Here is a 14,527-nt window from a genome sequence, read left to right on the forward strand (position 1 = left end):
AAACTAGATGGTAATTTCCCGCCCCATGTCGGGCAAAATACGAAACGCACGCACGATCGTACAAGTCTTCTTAGTCATTTTATTCGCCGGTACCCCTTGGCTACGCTGGGGGAACCTTCCGCTCATCCGGTTGGATATACCGGAAAGAAAATTCTTTTTATTCGGAAATATATTCACTCCCCAGGAAGGTTACTTCCTTCACCTATTCTTATTGGGAATGGGGCTTTCCCTCTTTCTGTTCACTTCCCTGATCGGAAGAGTTTGGTGCGGCTGGGCTTGTCCTCAAACGATCTATACGGACATTTTCGATAAGATAGGCCGCCTCATTTTAGGAAGCAAATACGGAAAAAAAGACGCCTCGATTTTAGGTAGGATCGGAACCCACCTGATTTGGATCCTAGTCAGCCTCCTAGCTTCCTTGGCCTGGATTTCCTATTTTTCCGATCCCTATTTGATGGTAGCCGACGTTCGGAACTATTCTGCGAATTCTATGATTCCAGGTTGGGTCTATTTCACCGCTTTCTTTACCGGTTCTATGTACGTGGACATGGCGTTTATCCGGGAGCAATTCTGCAAATACGCCTGCCCTTACGCCAGATTCCAGACGGTCATGATGGACGGAGATTCGATCAATATCACCTACGATTATACAAGAGGGGAACCGAGACGAAAGGGCACGACAAAAATCGGTGACTGTACCGCTTGCAATATGTGCCTCGTCGTATGCCCCACCGGAATCGATATCCGGGAAGGAACCAACGTGGGATGCATCGCTTGCGGAAAATGTTCCGACGCCTGCACCCACCAAATGGCGAAGGAAGGAAAAAAAACCTTGATCGGCTATTGGTCGGAAAAGCAGGTCGAGAATCGAAACTCCAAAGTGCGCCTTCTCCGTCCCAGAACTCTAGTCTACGGAGGTCTGCTCCTGTTGGTGCTTTCCGTTTCCAGTGTCCTTCTCTGGAATCGCGTTCCTATGTATTTGTCCGTACTTCCGGATAGAAACATTCAACCGATGGCGCTCCCGGGAGGAATCGTCAGAAATTTCTACGAAGTCCAGATCCAGAATCTCACGTTCGAAGGAAGAAAACTCAAATTTCAAGTGGATCGTTCCGATTTGGAAGGTGAATTGCATATTTTAGTCGGAGGAACCGAAGAAGCTTCCGTGGAACTCCTACCCAACTCCAACATGCATTATCGATTGATTCTGGAATTGAAAAACGCTTCACCGAAAGACGCATCCAAAAGAAGTCACGAGATCTTTTTAAAAGTCACCGACCTTCACGAACCCGCATTTGCAAAATCCGACCGGATCCCTTTCCTATTGCCTTTGGGAATCGCATTCGGTCCTACCGGAGGAAACACACTTGCATCCAAGCCTTAAAAGAGCATTTATTCTCGTTGCGATCTGTTTTATCGGATTGATTTCCGCCACAATCTGGACGGTCCGAGTCGCAACATCCAGCCACACTCCTCCCGTCGAAAAGGATTACTACGAAAAAGGATTGAGGTACGAGGCGGCGATCGCGGAACAAAAAAGGATGATCGCCTTAGGATACGATTTCCAAGCGGATTGGTTCTCCGGAACCGTCCCCTTAAAAACGGGAAAACAAACGTTAAAATTACTTTTTTACCGAAACGGATCCTCAGTCACAGGCGCAAAAGTGAAGATTCGTATCGAAAAAAGCGCCACGGACGCCTATAATCGCCAGGCTTCTTTCCGTTCGATTTCACCCGGTGTGTATGAAGCGGATCTGGAAGTTCCGTTTTCCGGAGATTGGACCGCCACCATTTTCACGGAAACGAAGGACGGTCAATTCGAACGAAGTCGGCGACTGAGAGCGATCCAGTGAGCCAAGTCTGCTTCCATTGCAATTCTGCGCTGGAGGAACGTCCGACTTTCCGACAAGTTTCGGGAATCGAAAGGGCATATTGTTGCAATGGGTGTGCGGAGCTTTCCTCCCTGCTACTTACCAGCGGACTCGGACATTTTTACGAGATCCGAGGCGGACAAAAGTTGGATCCTGCGGAAATTCCCGCAAAGCAAACTCCGGATTCCAGATTGGAAACGGAATCGGTGTATTCCGAGTATGTGGAGAAGACGGCCGAAGGAAATTCCTTAGTACGAATGAGTATCGGTGGCATCCATTGTAGCGCCTGTGTATGGTTAAACGAAACCGCGCTTTCCCGAGTACCAGGGGTCGTAACTGCGAGAATGAATTTCGCGACCTCCCGATTGAGTGTGGAATTCGACCGAAACAAAACGAACCTGAGCGGAATCTTCGAATGCATCCGAAAATTAGGATACGTTCCCAATCTATATTCCCCGTACAAATCCGAAACAAAGGTGGAAAAACCGTTCAAAGACCTGACCTTACGGATGGTCGTAGCCGGTTTTTGCTGGGGAAACATCATGCTTTTCTCCGCGGGTTTGTATGCGGGATATTTCGAAGGTATGGATCTCGGAATCAAAAAACTCTTCCATATCGTTTCTTGGATCCTTGCCACACCGGTCTATGTCTTTTCGGGATACCCTTTCTGGAAAGGAGCTCTGGAATCCTGGAAGAGAAGATTCCTTTCCATGGACACTCTCTTATTTTTAGGAGTAAGTCTGGCGTATTTCTATAGCGCCTATGTAACTCTCACGGACAAAGGAGAGGTGTATTTCGACTCCGTTTGTACGATCTATTTTTTCATCCTACTGGGAAAATACCTGGAAGCCTATATGAGGTACAAGGCGGGTTCCAAGGTGGGAGAGCTTTTGTCCCTTCTACCGGAGGAGTACGAAGCGGAACGGGACGGAATCTGGAAGAAGGTTTCCACATCCGTGCTGAACGCCGGGGATAGGATCAAATTGGTTTCCGGGAGCAAGGTCCCTGTCGACGGAATCCTGGAATCGGAAAACGGCTACTTTGACGAATCCGTTCTTACGGGAGAAAGCGAACCGGTTCACAAAGTCCAAGGGGATTTTCTACGCGCGGGGTCCATACACCTTTCCGGCGCGATTTTTTTCCGCGCGTTAGGAACTTCTTCCCAAAGCACTTTGACTCAAATCGGCCGACTCTTGGAGGAATCCTTACTCACGAAACCGAAACTACAGAGAACCACCGACAAGCTCGCATCCGTTTTCGTTAAAGTCGTTTTACTGGTGGCCTTCGGAACCTTCGTGTATTGGTGGAAAAACTCAGGAATGGAAACCGCTGTCCTGAATACAATCAGCGTTCTCATCGTCGCCTGTCCTTGCGCCTTAGGACTGAGCGTGCCGGCTGCGCTGGTAGTCAGCCATTTACTCCAATCCCAAGCGGGAATTCTGGTGAAAAATCCGGAATCGACGGAAACCCTAGCAAAAGCCGACCGGATCTTTTTCGACAAAACCGGAACCTTGACCACGGGAAAACTGGAATTGCAGGAGGAAAAAATCTTCGGAGAGGATCGCCCCGTCTATTACAGAAATCTAGCATACTCGCTGGAAACGAATTCCTCTCATCCGCTGGCGAAGTCTTTAGTCCGGGCTTTGGGAGAAAAGCAGAACGATCACTCTTCTTCGGAATCGTATTGGAAAGAAATCCGGGAAATTCCGGGCTTCGGAATCGAAGCGAAACGTCCGGGAGAAAACGGAAACCTATACAGGATCGGAAGCAGAAAATTCGCCTTCGAATCAGAAAGCAAAAACGACGGATGGATTTATTTCACCCGGAACTTGCTTCCTATGGTTGCCTGGAAATTCGGAGATTCCCCCAGACCGGATGCGAGAACAAGCATTTCTCTTTTGAAAAACTCCGTCCCTCATTTGCAGCTTCTTTCCGGAGATTCCTCCGAAAAGGTGGAACGTCTGGCGGGAGAAGTCGGAATCCGAGAATTCGAAGGGGATCTTTCCCCTGAACAAAAAAGGGATAGAATCAGGGAAGCCCAAAAGAAAGGGGAAACCGTCGTAATGGTCGGAGACGGAATCAACGATTCCGCCTGTATCGCGCAAGCGAATCTTGGAATCTCCATGGGAATGGGTTCCGATTTAAGCCTGGATCGGTCCGATTTGATCCTAGTGCAGAACCGCTTGGATTCCCTTCCGAAAGCGGTTTCCATAGCGAAAACCACAAGAAGGATCATTCTGCAAAATATCGCCCTGTCTCTAATTTACAATTCTGTAATGATTCCGATCGCCGCCCTGGGTTATATGCTTCCCGTGATCTGCGCGGGATTTATGACTTTAAGTTCGATCACCGTCGTATTGAATTCTGTTTCGTTAAAAAGGAGGATTCGATTTTGAATGCATTGTACATGACCGTCCCGATAGCATTATTCATCGCATTCGGCTCGTTTTTCATTTTTCTCTGGAGCTATCGCTCCGGGCAGTATGAGGATATAGAAGGTCCCAAATACAGGATGCTCTTCGACGACGACGAAGAGAAACCGGACGTAAAGGATAAGAAGAAATGATCCTACCGATTTTCGGAGCCGCATTCCTGCAAGGACTCGCGAGTTCCCTTCATTGTGTAGGGATGTGCGGACCTTTTGCGGGAACACTTTCCGTTTCTTCCGGAGGAAGCGGCTTACGCTCCAACGCATTCCTGCAGATCTCTTATAATTTAGGTCGTTTCGGTTCGTATTCCCTTTTGGGAATCTTACTAGGCGCCGCCGGTCAAGGAGCGAATTTCGTTTCCGTGGAACTCGGCTGGGTCCGTGAAATCGCGGCTTGGATCTCGGGATTCTTTCTGCTTTTCTTCGGTCTTTCCCTCTTTTTCGGAGGCAGTCGCTTGTCTCTTCGCTTCTCCGCAAAAATTCTAGAAAAGGTCGCTAAGCCCATCCTGCAATCCCTTCGCTCCGGGTCCGAAAAACCGCTTCGCCCTCCCCTGCTAGGATTCGCTTTCGGATTCGTGACCGGATTGCTTCCTTGCGGGGTTCTGTATCCGGCGTTCGCACTGGCCTTTGCCACAGGATCTCCTTGGCTCGGAGGAGGAATCATGATCTCCTTCTTTTTAGGAACCTTCCCCCTACTTTTCCTTTTCGGATTCGGCTTCCGCACCTTGGCTTCAAAACTCGGAGGAAACCGGGCAAGACTTGCGGGAATCGTAGTGATCCTGATCGGAATCGGTTGGATTTTCTTCCGGATCGGGCACGACCATTCGGGACATTCCGCACACATACAAAATGCTCACGAGTCCCATTCCTCTCACTCGAAGGGAAGAGACTTGCCTTCCCTTGAATAAGATCGAAAAAAAGGGACTCTTCCGATTTTAGAGAGCAAATCCCGTAAAAAGTTTCGGGGTCCACACGACGTTTTTCTCTCGTACCCCTAAAGTCTTTGCCTAAGATTTCGATTGTAAAAAATAGGATGGGCGCTACTCTCCAATATCGGAACCGACGAATGACCGATTCGATCCGCAATTACACCGATTCTTTGCTCCGTGATCTGGAGGAAAACGAAGTCGGCTTTTTTAAGATCGAGAATACGGACGGTCTGGCGTATTTGACCGTCTTTCCTTCCGGAAAAAAAGGGAAGAACGTAGAAATCAAGGAAGTACGAAAACGGCTGGAAGTGTTCCGGATTTCCGGCGTCTCGGAAGAGGAGATCAAACGCATCGTCTCCGAAAAGGACGGGGGACCTCATTACGTAGGCAAGTGGCCCGGAAAACCGGAAGCTAGCGTCTTAGATCTGAAAATCTCGGAAGATAAAATGGCCGTCCATGGAATCCTCCAGCCTCCCAAGTACGGAGGCAAATTATTAAACGAAGAGGAGCTCTCGGCGACTCTTCTGAACGGCGGCGTCCGGTTCGGAATCAAAAACGAGGAAATTTTTCGTCTGGCCAAAGCGGAGGAATTCGGAAAAAAAACTCTCTTGGCAGAGGGGGAATACCCGATTCCCGGTTCGGACGGGGATCTGAAAATTCTGTTCCAATACCCGGAGTCCCCCGTTTTGGAGGAGGACGAATTCGGACGCGTGGATTTTAAAAACATTCATATCATCCAAAGCGTGAAGAAGAACCAAAAGCTGGCGGAAAAAGGCTCTCCCCGGCCGGGAAAAATCGGGCATAACATACTGGGTGAAGTCCTTCCTTTTGAAGAAGGAAAAACCGCGGAATGGAAGTTGGGGCCGAACGTAAAGATTTCCGAAGACGGAAACCAGCTCTTCGCACTAATCGACGGCCGTCCTATCTTGGACAGACACGGATTGATCCGGGTAGACGAGGTCTGCCATCTGGATCATGTCGATTTTTCCACCGGAAACGTGAGCTTTCCCGGCACGATCATCGTGGACGAATCCATTGCCGACGGATTCGTCTTAGAGACGGAAGGTTCCATCATCATCAAAAAATCCGTAGGCAAGGTCTTCCTAAAGGCCGCCGGAGATATCGTCCTTTCCGGAGGATTTATGGGGCGTAACGGCGGTCTGATCCAATCCGGGAACGATATCTACGCAAAATTCGTAGAACAAGGAAAGATGATCGCAAAGAATTCCATCTTCATAGAGGAAGCTTCCATGCATTCGGAACTGATCGCGGGAGAATCCGTACAGGTCCGAGGAGGCCGGGGAGAACTTATCGGCGGAGAATGCGTAGCCGGCAAGAACATCATCTGTTCCAAGTTGGGAGCGGTGGTGGAAACCAAAACGGTCCTTAGCTGCGGATTACCGCCGGAATTGCTGGCGGAACTCGAGGACCTGAAGGCCGAGATCCGTAAGAATCAGGAAGTTCTAAAGAAAGTGGAAACAAGCATCGTCAAGCTGAACGACGAAGCCCAAAGGCGGTCCCTTACTGGCGAAGAGAAGGAAAGCATTCCGAAGCTGCAGGCGATCAAACAAAAATACCAGTCCATCCTGCAAAACCTCCAGGCCCAGGAACAGTCCGTGATCCTTTCCTTCGAACCCGACCGGAATTCGTACATAGAAGTCGAACGTGAGATCTTTCCGGGAGTGGATGCGAATCTAGGTAGAAATCGTAGTTTTAAGGTGAAATTGAAGGAAATTCCCGGGCCTTCCTTTTTATACCTGGGTTCGGACGGACAAGTCGCTCATTCCAAAGTGCGCCCCAAACGCCTCGGATTGCTGCAGGAAGAGACGCGTCCCGGAGATTCGCCCGCCAATTCTTAACGAGTCATTCTACTGTGCGGAACAGTTCCCTACAGGAAGGGATTCCACCCGATTCCTCCATGGAGGAACAAGGAGTCTTGAGTAGATCGTCCATGCAATGTCTCACTTTTGCGATCTGCTCATCCGTTACTTTTTCATAATCGTCGGGAAGGATACTCTGATCCTTCTGCCCTTCCATGCATTGTTCCAGGGAATAAAATTCGGACTTGGCGGCTTCCTGTTCCGAAACGGGCAAAGACTCGAGATAAAGCGCGGAACATTCCAGATTTTTACGGCACAATTCTAGAATATAAGAAGAGCTTAATTTTTTCACCTCTTCCCGAGAGAGAGAGGGACCTTTTCTACATTGAAAAAGGGGGTAAAAGAGCAGAAGGAACAGTGCCGGAAGTTTCGATTTCATCGACGGAGGTACCGTATACGATTCCTCGGATTTTAGGAAACAAGATTTTTCCCGGATTCCCGGCTTCGGTAGCGCACCAAACGTCGTCGGAACCGCCGGAATGAGAACTCAGATTCGGGAAAAGGAGATTTTCCTATTTCATTTTGGTGAGGATGAGTCGATTCCCTTTTCCGGATTGGTCGACGTAAAAATGGTCCGTGAGCTTTCTCACAAGAAATAACCCCAAACCTTCCTCGCGGTAATCGCCCAAATCGTATCCTCTCATTTCCGAGAGTTTTGTCTGAACTCCGAAATCCCGTATCCGGATCTCCATCCTATTCTCGAAAAGGGAAATCTCCAAAAAAATCGGATATTCGTTCTTTCCTAGATACGCGTGCTTGATGACGTTTAAGAGACATTCTCCCACGGCCAACTTCAAATCCGCGGAATCGTAAAGTGTGAATCCCGACTCATAGGCCAGATTGTATACGAAATTCCTAGCTGCGGATACGTACCTCGGATGGGACGGAATTTGGATCCGAAACTGGTTGGAATAATTCGCCTTTTTCGGATCCGTCATCGAATCTCTCGATGGTTTACGACCATTCTGAAGAGGATTATCCTCTAGGATGGAACTTCTTATGGACTTCCTTCAGGGTCTTATTGGCCATATGCGTGTATATCTGGGTGGTAGAGATATCGATATGGCCCAAAAGTTCCTGAACGGATTTAAGATCCGCGTGGTTCTCCAAAAGATGGGTAGCGAACGAGTGACGTAATGTGTGAGGAGTGACCTTCTTCTTGATTCCGGTCCTTTTGATATAATGGTTCAAAAGTCTCCATACGGATTTACGGTTGATGAAGGATCCTTTTTTGGAAACGAAAAGGTAATCGCAGTTTCGGTTCTTAAGGATATAAGGTCTACTTTGTTTGAGATAGCGGTTCAAGATGTCCAAGGATTTCTCGCCGAACGGCACCAATCGCTGGCGTCCTCCCTTCCCTTCCACAGTCAGGGTCATTCCGGCCATATCGATGTCGGTTAAGCGAAGATTGCAGGCTTCCGAAATCCGAAGACCCGAGGAATAGAGCAATTCGAATATGCACTTGTCTCTCAGCTCGTATAAATGGTCTTCCCTGATAGCGCTGAAAAGTTCCTCTATCTCCTCCTGAGTAAGATAATCCGGTATGGATCTCATCACTTCGGGAGTCTCGATTTTCTCCGTCGGATTGGAATCCAGCTTCTTTTCGTCTTTCAGGAATTTATAAAATTGCCGTATGGCGACCACTTCTCGGGCGATGGTTTTCGCGGAAATCTTCCGATTTCTCTCTTCGTTCAGGAACCTCACGATATCGTTGGCCTGGACTTCCAGGAAATCGATATGTTCCTTTTCCAAGAAGTTCTTGAATTTGTTCAGGTCATATCCGTACGAATAGATCGAATTGTCGCTTAGACCCTTCTCTACCGAGAGGTATTCCTGGAAATTTTGGAGTAAATTCTTATGAGAAGATGTCACTTTCTTAGTCCCGCTTCCACGTATTACAGTACTAAATCCTTCGGACAAATTCTCCCGCTAGATTGAAACTTTTTTAAGATTGCGGTATGGGAAGGCCCGTAAATTGTACAAATTCGACTGGAAAAAACCTCCTTTTTTAGCCGATTTTGCGATCAAAAACGGAAAAAAAACTACGGAAATGAGACAGAAGTTCCGATATATTCCCGCCATACTTATGTCACTAATCGGTTTCCATTGTGATTCCTCTCAGGAATGGGTGAACATCGCTAGGCAGAAGCACTCGCAAGGTAACATCGCAGAAGCATTATATTATTATGATTTAGCTTTGAGAAAGAATCCGGACAACGCGACTGCGAACCGTAATATGGGAATCCTACTAGCGGAAAGCGGGCAGGCCCCCGGATCCTCCTCGCTCTATCTGGAAAAGGCGCTCACAAAGGATCCTCAGAATCCCGACATTCTATTGTATCTCTTGGAAATCTATCTGAGCGCAGGATCCAGGACGGAGGCCGACAAAGTCCTATCGGCCTTTTCCAAGGGATGGGATAAGGACAGGGAAAGCCTGGCCAAATTCCTGAAGGAATGCCTGCTGGAAGGAAAAAAAAATCCCACGGAAAGGAAACGGTTCCAAGAGAATCGAATCCCGGATGCGAATCCCGCTTCCAAACGTATGTTTCGCGAATGTGAAGAGAGGATGTATTCGGACCCTTCCTCCAAATGATCCTTCGCAACTTCCGTACTTCTCTTCGATTTTTCCTCATCCTTTCCGCTCTGATCGGAGTTTCCGAGGTTTTCCTAAGACTTCCTCTTTTTCCAGCGATCTCTTTCCGTCTAGAAGACAAAAGACTTCATTGTCTTTCGCAAGGAACGATTCCGTGGATCCAACTTTGTCCGAACTCGGACAAGAATTTGTATCTTCCGCAAAAAGAACGCGGATATAGGATACGCACGAACGAATACGGAGAAAGAATCAGTTACGAACCTGGAAAGGAACCCAAACTCCCACAAGGGGAACTTTGGATCTTAGGGGATTCCGTCGCTATGGGCTATCTCGTACAGGACGAGGAGACGATTTCCTGGAAACTGGCGGAACGGAACCCGAACCTCCGCATAAGAAATTTAGGTGTGGATTCGGGCGGAACATTAGGGATTTTAAATATATTACGAACGAATATATCCTCGTTCGGATTGCCGAAGGCTTCTTATTGGATCTACCATATTTCCGATCTGGAGGATTCCTTTCGGGAAGAGAGGATGTTAAATTCCGGAAAAAATCGGTTTTCCATCCGACTTTCCTATTATCTATCCAGATACAGCGCGCTTTTCAATGCGCTCAAGATCCTGTCGGAAAACTTGAAACCGGAATGGGCCGAAAATCGCATCGAATCGGTTCCGGAATCTGCATCGCCCATTCTGACCCCGAATCATCCGCATACGACCGCGCTCCTTTCCCTCTTCTCCTTTTGCAAAGAAAACGGTTTTCCTCTCGTGCTCGTACTCGTTCCGGAACCGAATCGGGAATATCTTCCCGTATTCCATTCCCAGTTACTGGAAGAATTGAAATCTCTCGCCGACCAAAACGGAATTCCCGTGCTCGACCTTCGCGAGGATCTGGCTTCCTTTTGGAAATCGACTTCTACCCCGCTCTTTTTACCCAAGGACGGACATCCGAATCCTACGATGTACACAAGGATCGCGGAGGCCATAGAAAAAGAAGGACCGAAACGCTAAAATTGAAAGTATAGGAAAGGTTGGCTTACCGTAACGCTATAAAGGATGAAGCAGATGGAAACCAGGACTGCGGATACGGAATATACCCAGACCGGACCATTCGAAATCTTTTCGACGAAAGGAATCCTCCGATCGACCAGATAATCTCCAAGTACCAAAGCGAATACCGCGGCCAAAACCGAGTAAGGAATCTGTATCGCGGCAGACCCTCCGGAAATCGTGAAAGTTCGGGTAACCATGGTCCAGGCCACATCCAAACTTCCTTCGTATCCGGGGACCGCCTTCGCTCTGAAGAAAAACATGGAAAATGCGAAACAAAAAAAGGTGTACGAAACCTTGAGGATTTGAGGAACCCTGTCCCAAGCGGCCGCAATCCGCGGCCAGGAAAGTAAAAATCTTTCCGCCACCATGATAAGCGCGTGGAATCCGCCCCAAATGATGAAGTTCCAATCCGCCCCGTGCCAGATTCCGCTGACGAAGGTGGTGAGGAATAAGTTCAAGTACATCCGAGGAACGGCGACCTTATTTCCCCCCAAAGGAATATAAACGTATTCCCGCAACCAGGAACTGAAAGAAATATGCCATCTTCTCCATAACTCGGAGACGGATTGGGATAAGAACGGTTCGCGGAAATTGATCGGAATATGATAACCCATGATTCTTCCCGTTCCGATGGCAACGTCCGAATAGCCGGAAAAATCGCAATAGACTTCCAGCGAAAATAGAACCGCCGCCAAAGCCAAGGACTCCCATCCGTAAACGGCAGGGTTGCCGTAAATCGGATCGATGATCGTTGCGATAGGATCCGCTACGAATGTTTTTTTAAAGAGTCCCCAAGCGACCTGGCGGATTCCGGGAAGTAGATTGTCTTTCTGGAATCTGTATTCTTCCAAAAATTGGTGAAGCATGTCTTGCGCCCGAATGATGGGCCCCGCGACCAATTGCGGAAAGAAACTTAAGAATAGACCGAACTGAAACAGATTCTTTGCCCTTTCCACATGCCCACGATAAACGTCTACGGCATAGGCGATCGCTTGTAACGTAAAAAAGGAAATCCCCATCGGAAGCAGGACTCCGGAAGGATACGCATATAGGGAATCGCAGGGTTGCAGTCCCAGAATCGCATTCCAAGCCGTGAAGGAGAAATCCAGGTATTTAAAGAAATACAAAAGGATTAGATTTCCCCAAACGGCTAGATTCAAAAAAAATAATTTTCCGAATTTGCCTTTCATTCGATCCATCCAGACCACGCAAAAATACGTGAACACGATGGAATAGATGAGAAGTGCTACGAACGGTATCTTGAAGACCGCGTAAAAATACAAGCTGACTGCGAATAGCCACCACTTCTGAAATCTAGCAGGGAGTACGAAATAAACGAAAATAACTAGGGGGGCGAATATCAGGTATTGGACAGAATTAAAGAGCAAAGGGCGGCTCCTCTAGATGTTTTGCCAGCGAGTCCGCCAACCATTTGTTCCCGATCTTCGTAAAGTGGCCGTCCTCAGGAATATAATAATCCAAGATTCCGATTCTGTGCCCGCCCGGCTCGATTCTGCACATCCGTTTCGTATCGTTTTTTAAACGAAGTACGGGAACCCCTTTCCCTTCAAAGTAAGCCGAAGCTCGGAGAGCGTAGTTTTCCAGTTTATGGTATTTTCCGTTCGTGTGGCAGAAAATCTCCTCCACCTGGATCGGAACGATAACAGGCACAAGACGGAATCCCTTTTCTTTCGCAAGCCTGATCATTCCGTCGTAGCTCCTCCGCGTCAGTTCGGGCAAAGGCTGCAGTTCGGAACCCGAAGGAGGATGATCTTCGCAACGAATGTCCGCAGGAACCGGTTCCGGACAAACGGGCGAAAGCATAGCAGCCGGAACTTTTGCATATTCGGAGGAACAATTCTGACGAGGAGGCGGACGATAAAAGGAATTTTTCAAATAAGATCCCATGGTCTCGTCCTCGCTGGAGGAAGAGGAAAATCCGGCCGATCGGATTTCCTTCGCGATGCTCGCCTTCGTAACGGCGGCGGTCACGTTCAATTGTTCCCACGCGAGTTTCAGCGCCTGCAAAGTGTAGGAATGTTTGGTCAACTCGAACTGGATTCTGAAATTTCTTCTGTAATTTTGATCCGCTTCCCGTATCGCGTCCGTTTGATCGTCGGGAAGAATTCCCTTTGCGGCCAGAGCCTCCGGCATGTCAAAATCGTTAGGAGAAATAAAAAACAATACTTCCGAAACGGAATCTAGTCGGGAAACGATTTCCTTTAAACGAAGATAGGAGCCCGAAGAGCCGTAGGCATCCACGCCTAAATTCAAGGTTTGGTATTCGATCCCTTTCAATCGGATTCCGTCCAAAAGGGAACAAAACGTATCCTCGTTTGTGACACCGAATCCCATGACCAAGCTATCTCCGAGGCAGAGCAATTTCGGTTTTCTCGGGATCGGTTCTTTCGTTCCTCTCAGACCGAGGGAATTGGTGGAGATTCTTCCTTCCCATTTTCCGGCAAAATGACGCACGAACACGGACTGGTTCGGTTCCAAGTCCACGTAGTATTCCGGGTGGTATTTGTGCAGTATTTTCAGGTCTCTATAGTACTGAAGGGAGGGAGCTTTTAGAAACCGAAGTCCGATCTCTGTCCCGAGGAAGGCAATTCCCACTAAAAAGAGGGCCCATCCCGCCTTTTTCGCAAAATTCATGAATACGGGAAAGCATCAAGGACAGGGCCAGACTGGCAAGCCATTTCGGTAGGTCCGAACGGAAGCGCCAAGAATCCATCCGGAAAAAAAGATCTACTTTACAAGAAACCCGTCTAAACAGTACAGTTAATTTAGAATCATTCTAAATATATAGAGGTTTGTTCCTATGTCTCACAAAGTCGTCATCATCGGTTCCGGTCCGGCAGGCCACACTGCCGCAATTTACGCTGCCCGAGCCAATTTAAAGCCGGTCCTGTACGAAGGATTTATGGCGGGGGGAATCGCGGCCGGAGGACAATTGACTACGACTACGGAAGTGGAGAATTTTCCAGGGTTTCCGGAAGGGATCGACGGAACTCATTTAACGCAACTGTTCCGTTCTCAATCGGAAAAGTACGGGACTACGATCCATACGCAAAACATCACTAAGGTGGATTTTTCTTCTCATCCGTTCAAACTTTGGTCGGACGAGGAACTCATCCAGGCGGACGCAATCATTATCGCAACGGGAGCCACCGCAAAAAGGATGTTTATTCCTGGAGAAGATGCTTATTGGCAAAAAGGGATTTCCGCCTGCGCGGTTTGCGATGGAGCCCTCCCCATCTATAGAAATAAGGAATTGGCAGTCATCGGCGGAGGAGATTCCGCGGTGGAAGAAGCCTCTCACCTCACGAAATTCGCCTCGAAAGTGTATTTAGTACATAGAAGGGATTCGCTTCGGGCTTCCAAGATCATGCAGAAGCGTGCGACTACTCATCCTAAAATCGAAATATTATGGAATACTACCGTGGAAGGCGCCACCGGAAACGGGAACCAACTCACTTCCCTAAAAGTCAAGGATGTCGTTTCGGGAAGCACCAGAGACTTGTCCGTAGGCGGACTCTTCTATGCGATCGGACACAAACCGAATACGGAAATTTTCGAAGGCCATTTGGACCTAGACGAAACAGGTTATATCAAAACCGTTCCGGGAACGACCAGGACCAGTGTGGAAGGAGTTTTTGCGGCCGGAGACGTGCAAGACAAGACCTATAGGCAAGCGATCACTGCCGCAGGTTCCGGTTGTATGGCGGCTCTCGAGGCGGAACGCTGGCTCGAGGCGAGAGAGGAATGATTTTCGAG

Annotated in this window: 14 protein-coding genes; 9 read left to right on the forward strand and 5 right to left on the reverse strand. The window is 48.4% G+C overall.

The genetic code is table 11. The features are described from left to right. Positions 1 to 7 precede the first annotated feature (7 nt). The 6 genes from ccoG (at position 8) to EHO60_RS16600 (ending at position 7,084) form a co-directional block, all read left to right on the forward strand. Entirely contained in the window at positions 8 to 1,381 is a 1,374-nt protein-coding gene (gene ccoG, locus EHO60_RS16575; protein ID WP_135769332.1) for a cytochrome c oxidase accessory protein CcoG, read from the forward strand. Beyond that, positions 1,365 to 1,850 (forward strand): FixH family protein, encoded by a 486-nt coding sequence (locus tag EHO60_RS16580; protein WP_135769333.1) that lies wholly within the window; start codon positions 1,365 to 1,367, stop codon positions 1,848 to 1,850. The genes ccoG and EHO60_RS16580 overlap by 17 nt, the downstream gene beginning before the upstream one ends. Then, positions 1,847 to 4,264 carry a heavy metal translocating P-type ATPase gene (locus tag EHO60_RS16585; RefSeq protein ID WP_135769334.1) on the forward strand — a complete coding sequence of 806 codons (2,418 nt, stop codon included), beginning with the start codon at positions 1,847 to 1,849 and terminating at the stop codon, positions 4,262 to 4,264. The genes EHO60_RS16580 and EHO60_RS16585 overlap by 4 nt, the downstream gene beginning before the upstream one ends. Next, entirely contained in the window at positions 4,261 to 4,434 is a 174-nt protein-coding gene (gene ccoS, locus EHO60_RS16590; protein ID WP_135769335.1) for a cbb3-type cytochrome oxidase assembly protein CcoS, read from the forward strand. The genes EHO60_RS16585 and ccoS overlap by 4 nt, the downstream gene beginning before the upstream one ends. Next, complete coding sequence (locus EHO60_RS16595; protein ID WP_135769336.1) at positions 4,431 to 5,204, forward strand: sulfite exporter TauE/SafE family protein; 774 nt, start codon at positions 4,431 to 4,433, stop codon at positions 5,202 to 5,204. The genes ccoS and EHO60_RS16595 overlap by 4 nt, the downstream gene beginning before the upstream one ends. Positions 5,205 to 5,362: 158 nt before the next feature. Continuing rightward, positions 5,363 to 7,084 (forward strand): DUF342 domain-containing protein, encoded by a 1,722-nt coding sequence (locus EHO60_RS16600; protein WP_135769337.1) that lies wholly within the window; start codon positions 5,363 to 5,365, stop codon positions 7,082 to 7,084. Between the two features lie 4 nt (positions 7,085 to 7,088). Here EHO60_RS16600 and EHO60_RS16605 read toward each other — a convergent pair whose 3' ends face one another. From EHO60_RS16605 to xerD, 3 genes are all read right to left on the reverse strand, one after another. Continuing rightward, on the reverse strand, positions 7,089 to 7,484 hold the full coding sequence (locus EHO60_RS16605; RefSeq protein ID WP_135769338.1) for an LA_2478/LA_2722/LA_4182 family protein: 396 nt from the start codon (positions 7,482 to 7,484) through the stop codon (positions 7,089 to 7,091). Between the two features lie 133 nt (positions 7,485 to 7,617). Continuing rightward, positions 7,618 to 8,043: an ATP-binding protein gene (locus tag EHO60_RS16610; protein WP_135769339.1), complete on the reverse strand. Its 426-nt coding sequence runs from the start codon at positions 8,041 to 8,043 to the stop codon at positions 7,618 to 7,620. A 37-nt stretch (positions 8,044 to 8,080) separates the two neighbouring features. Continuing rightward, positions 8,081 to 8,977, reverse strand: coding sequence for a site-specific tyrosine recombinase XerD (xerD, locus tag EHO60_RS16615; protein ID WP_135769340.1), 897 nt, complete (start codon positions 8,975 to 8,977; stop codon positions 8,081 to 8,083). Positions 8,978 to 9,155: 178 nt separating this feature from the next. On the opposite strand from xerD, the gene EHO60_RS16620 reads away from it, so the two are divergent. Next, on the forward strand, positions 9,156 to 9,698 hold the full coding sequence (locus EHO60_RS16620) for a tetratricopeptide repeat protein (RefSeq protein ID WP_135769341.1): 543 nt from the start codon (positions 9,156 to 9,158) through the stop codon (positions 9,696 to 9,698). After that, positions 9,695 to 10,708 (forward strand): LA_2486 family SGNH/GDSL-type esterase, encoded by a 1,014-nt coding sequence (locus tag EHO60_RS16625; protein WP_135769342.1) that lies wholly within the window; start codon positions 9,695 to 9,697, stop codon positions 10,706 to 10,708. Before EHO60_RS16620 ends, EHO60_RS16625 begins: the two co-directional genes overlap by 4 nt. Here the strand turns inward: EHO60_RS16625 and EHO60_RS16630 are convergent. Then, complete coding sequence (locus EHO60_RS16630; protein WP_135769343.1) at positions 10,705 to 12,138, reverse strand: MBOAT family O-acyltransferase; 1,434 nt, start codon at positions 12,136 to 12,138, stop codon at positions 10,705 to 10,707. The genes EHO60_RS16625 and EHO60_RS16630 overlap by 4 nt on opposite strands. Next, positions 12,128 to 13,405, reverse strand: a complete 1,278-nt coding sequence (locus tag EHO60_RS16635) for an LA_2490 family SGNH/GDSL-type esterase (RefSeq protein ID WP_135769344.1) — start codon at positions 13,403 to 13,405, stop codon at positions 12,128 to 12,130. Before EHO60_RS16635 ends, EHO60_RS16630 begins: the two co-directional genes overlap by 11 nt. Positions 13,406 to 13,571: 166 nt before the next feature. Between EHO60_RS16635 and trxB the strand changes: the two genes are divergently transcribed. After that, complete coding sequence (gene trxB, locus EHO60_RS16640; RefSeq protein ID WP_135769345.1) at positions 13,572 to 14,519, forward strand: thioredoxin-disulfide reductase; 948 nt, start codon at positions 13,572 to 13,574, stop codon at positions 14,517 to 14,519. Positions 14,520 to 14,527 lie beyond the last annotated feature (8 nt).

Origin of the sequence: Leptospira fletcheri (assembly GCF_004769195.1) — a bacterium.
GTDB lineage: Bacteria > Spirochaetota > Leptospiria > Leptospirales > Leptospiraceae > Leptospira_B > Leptospira_B fletcheri.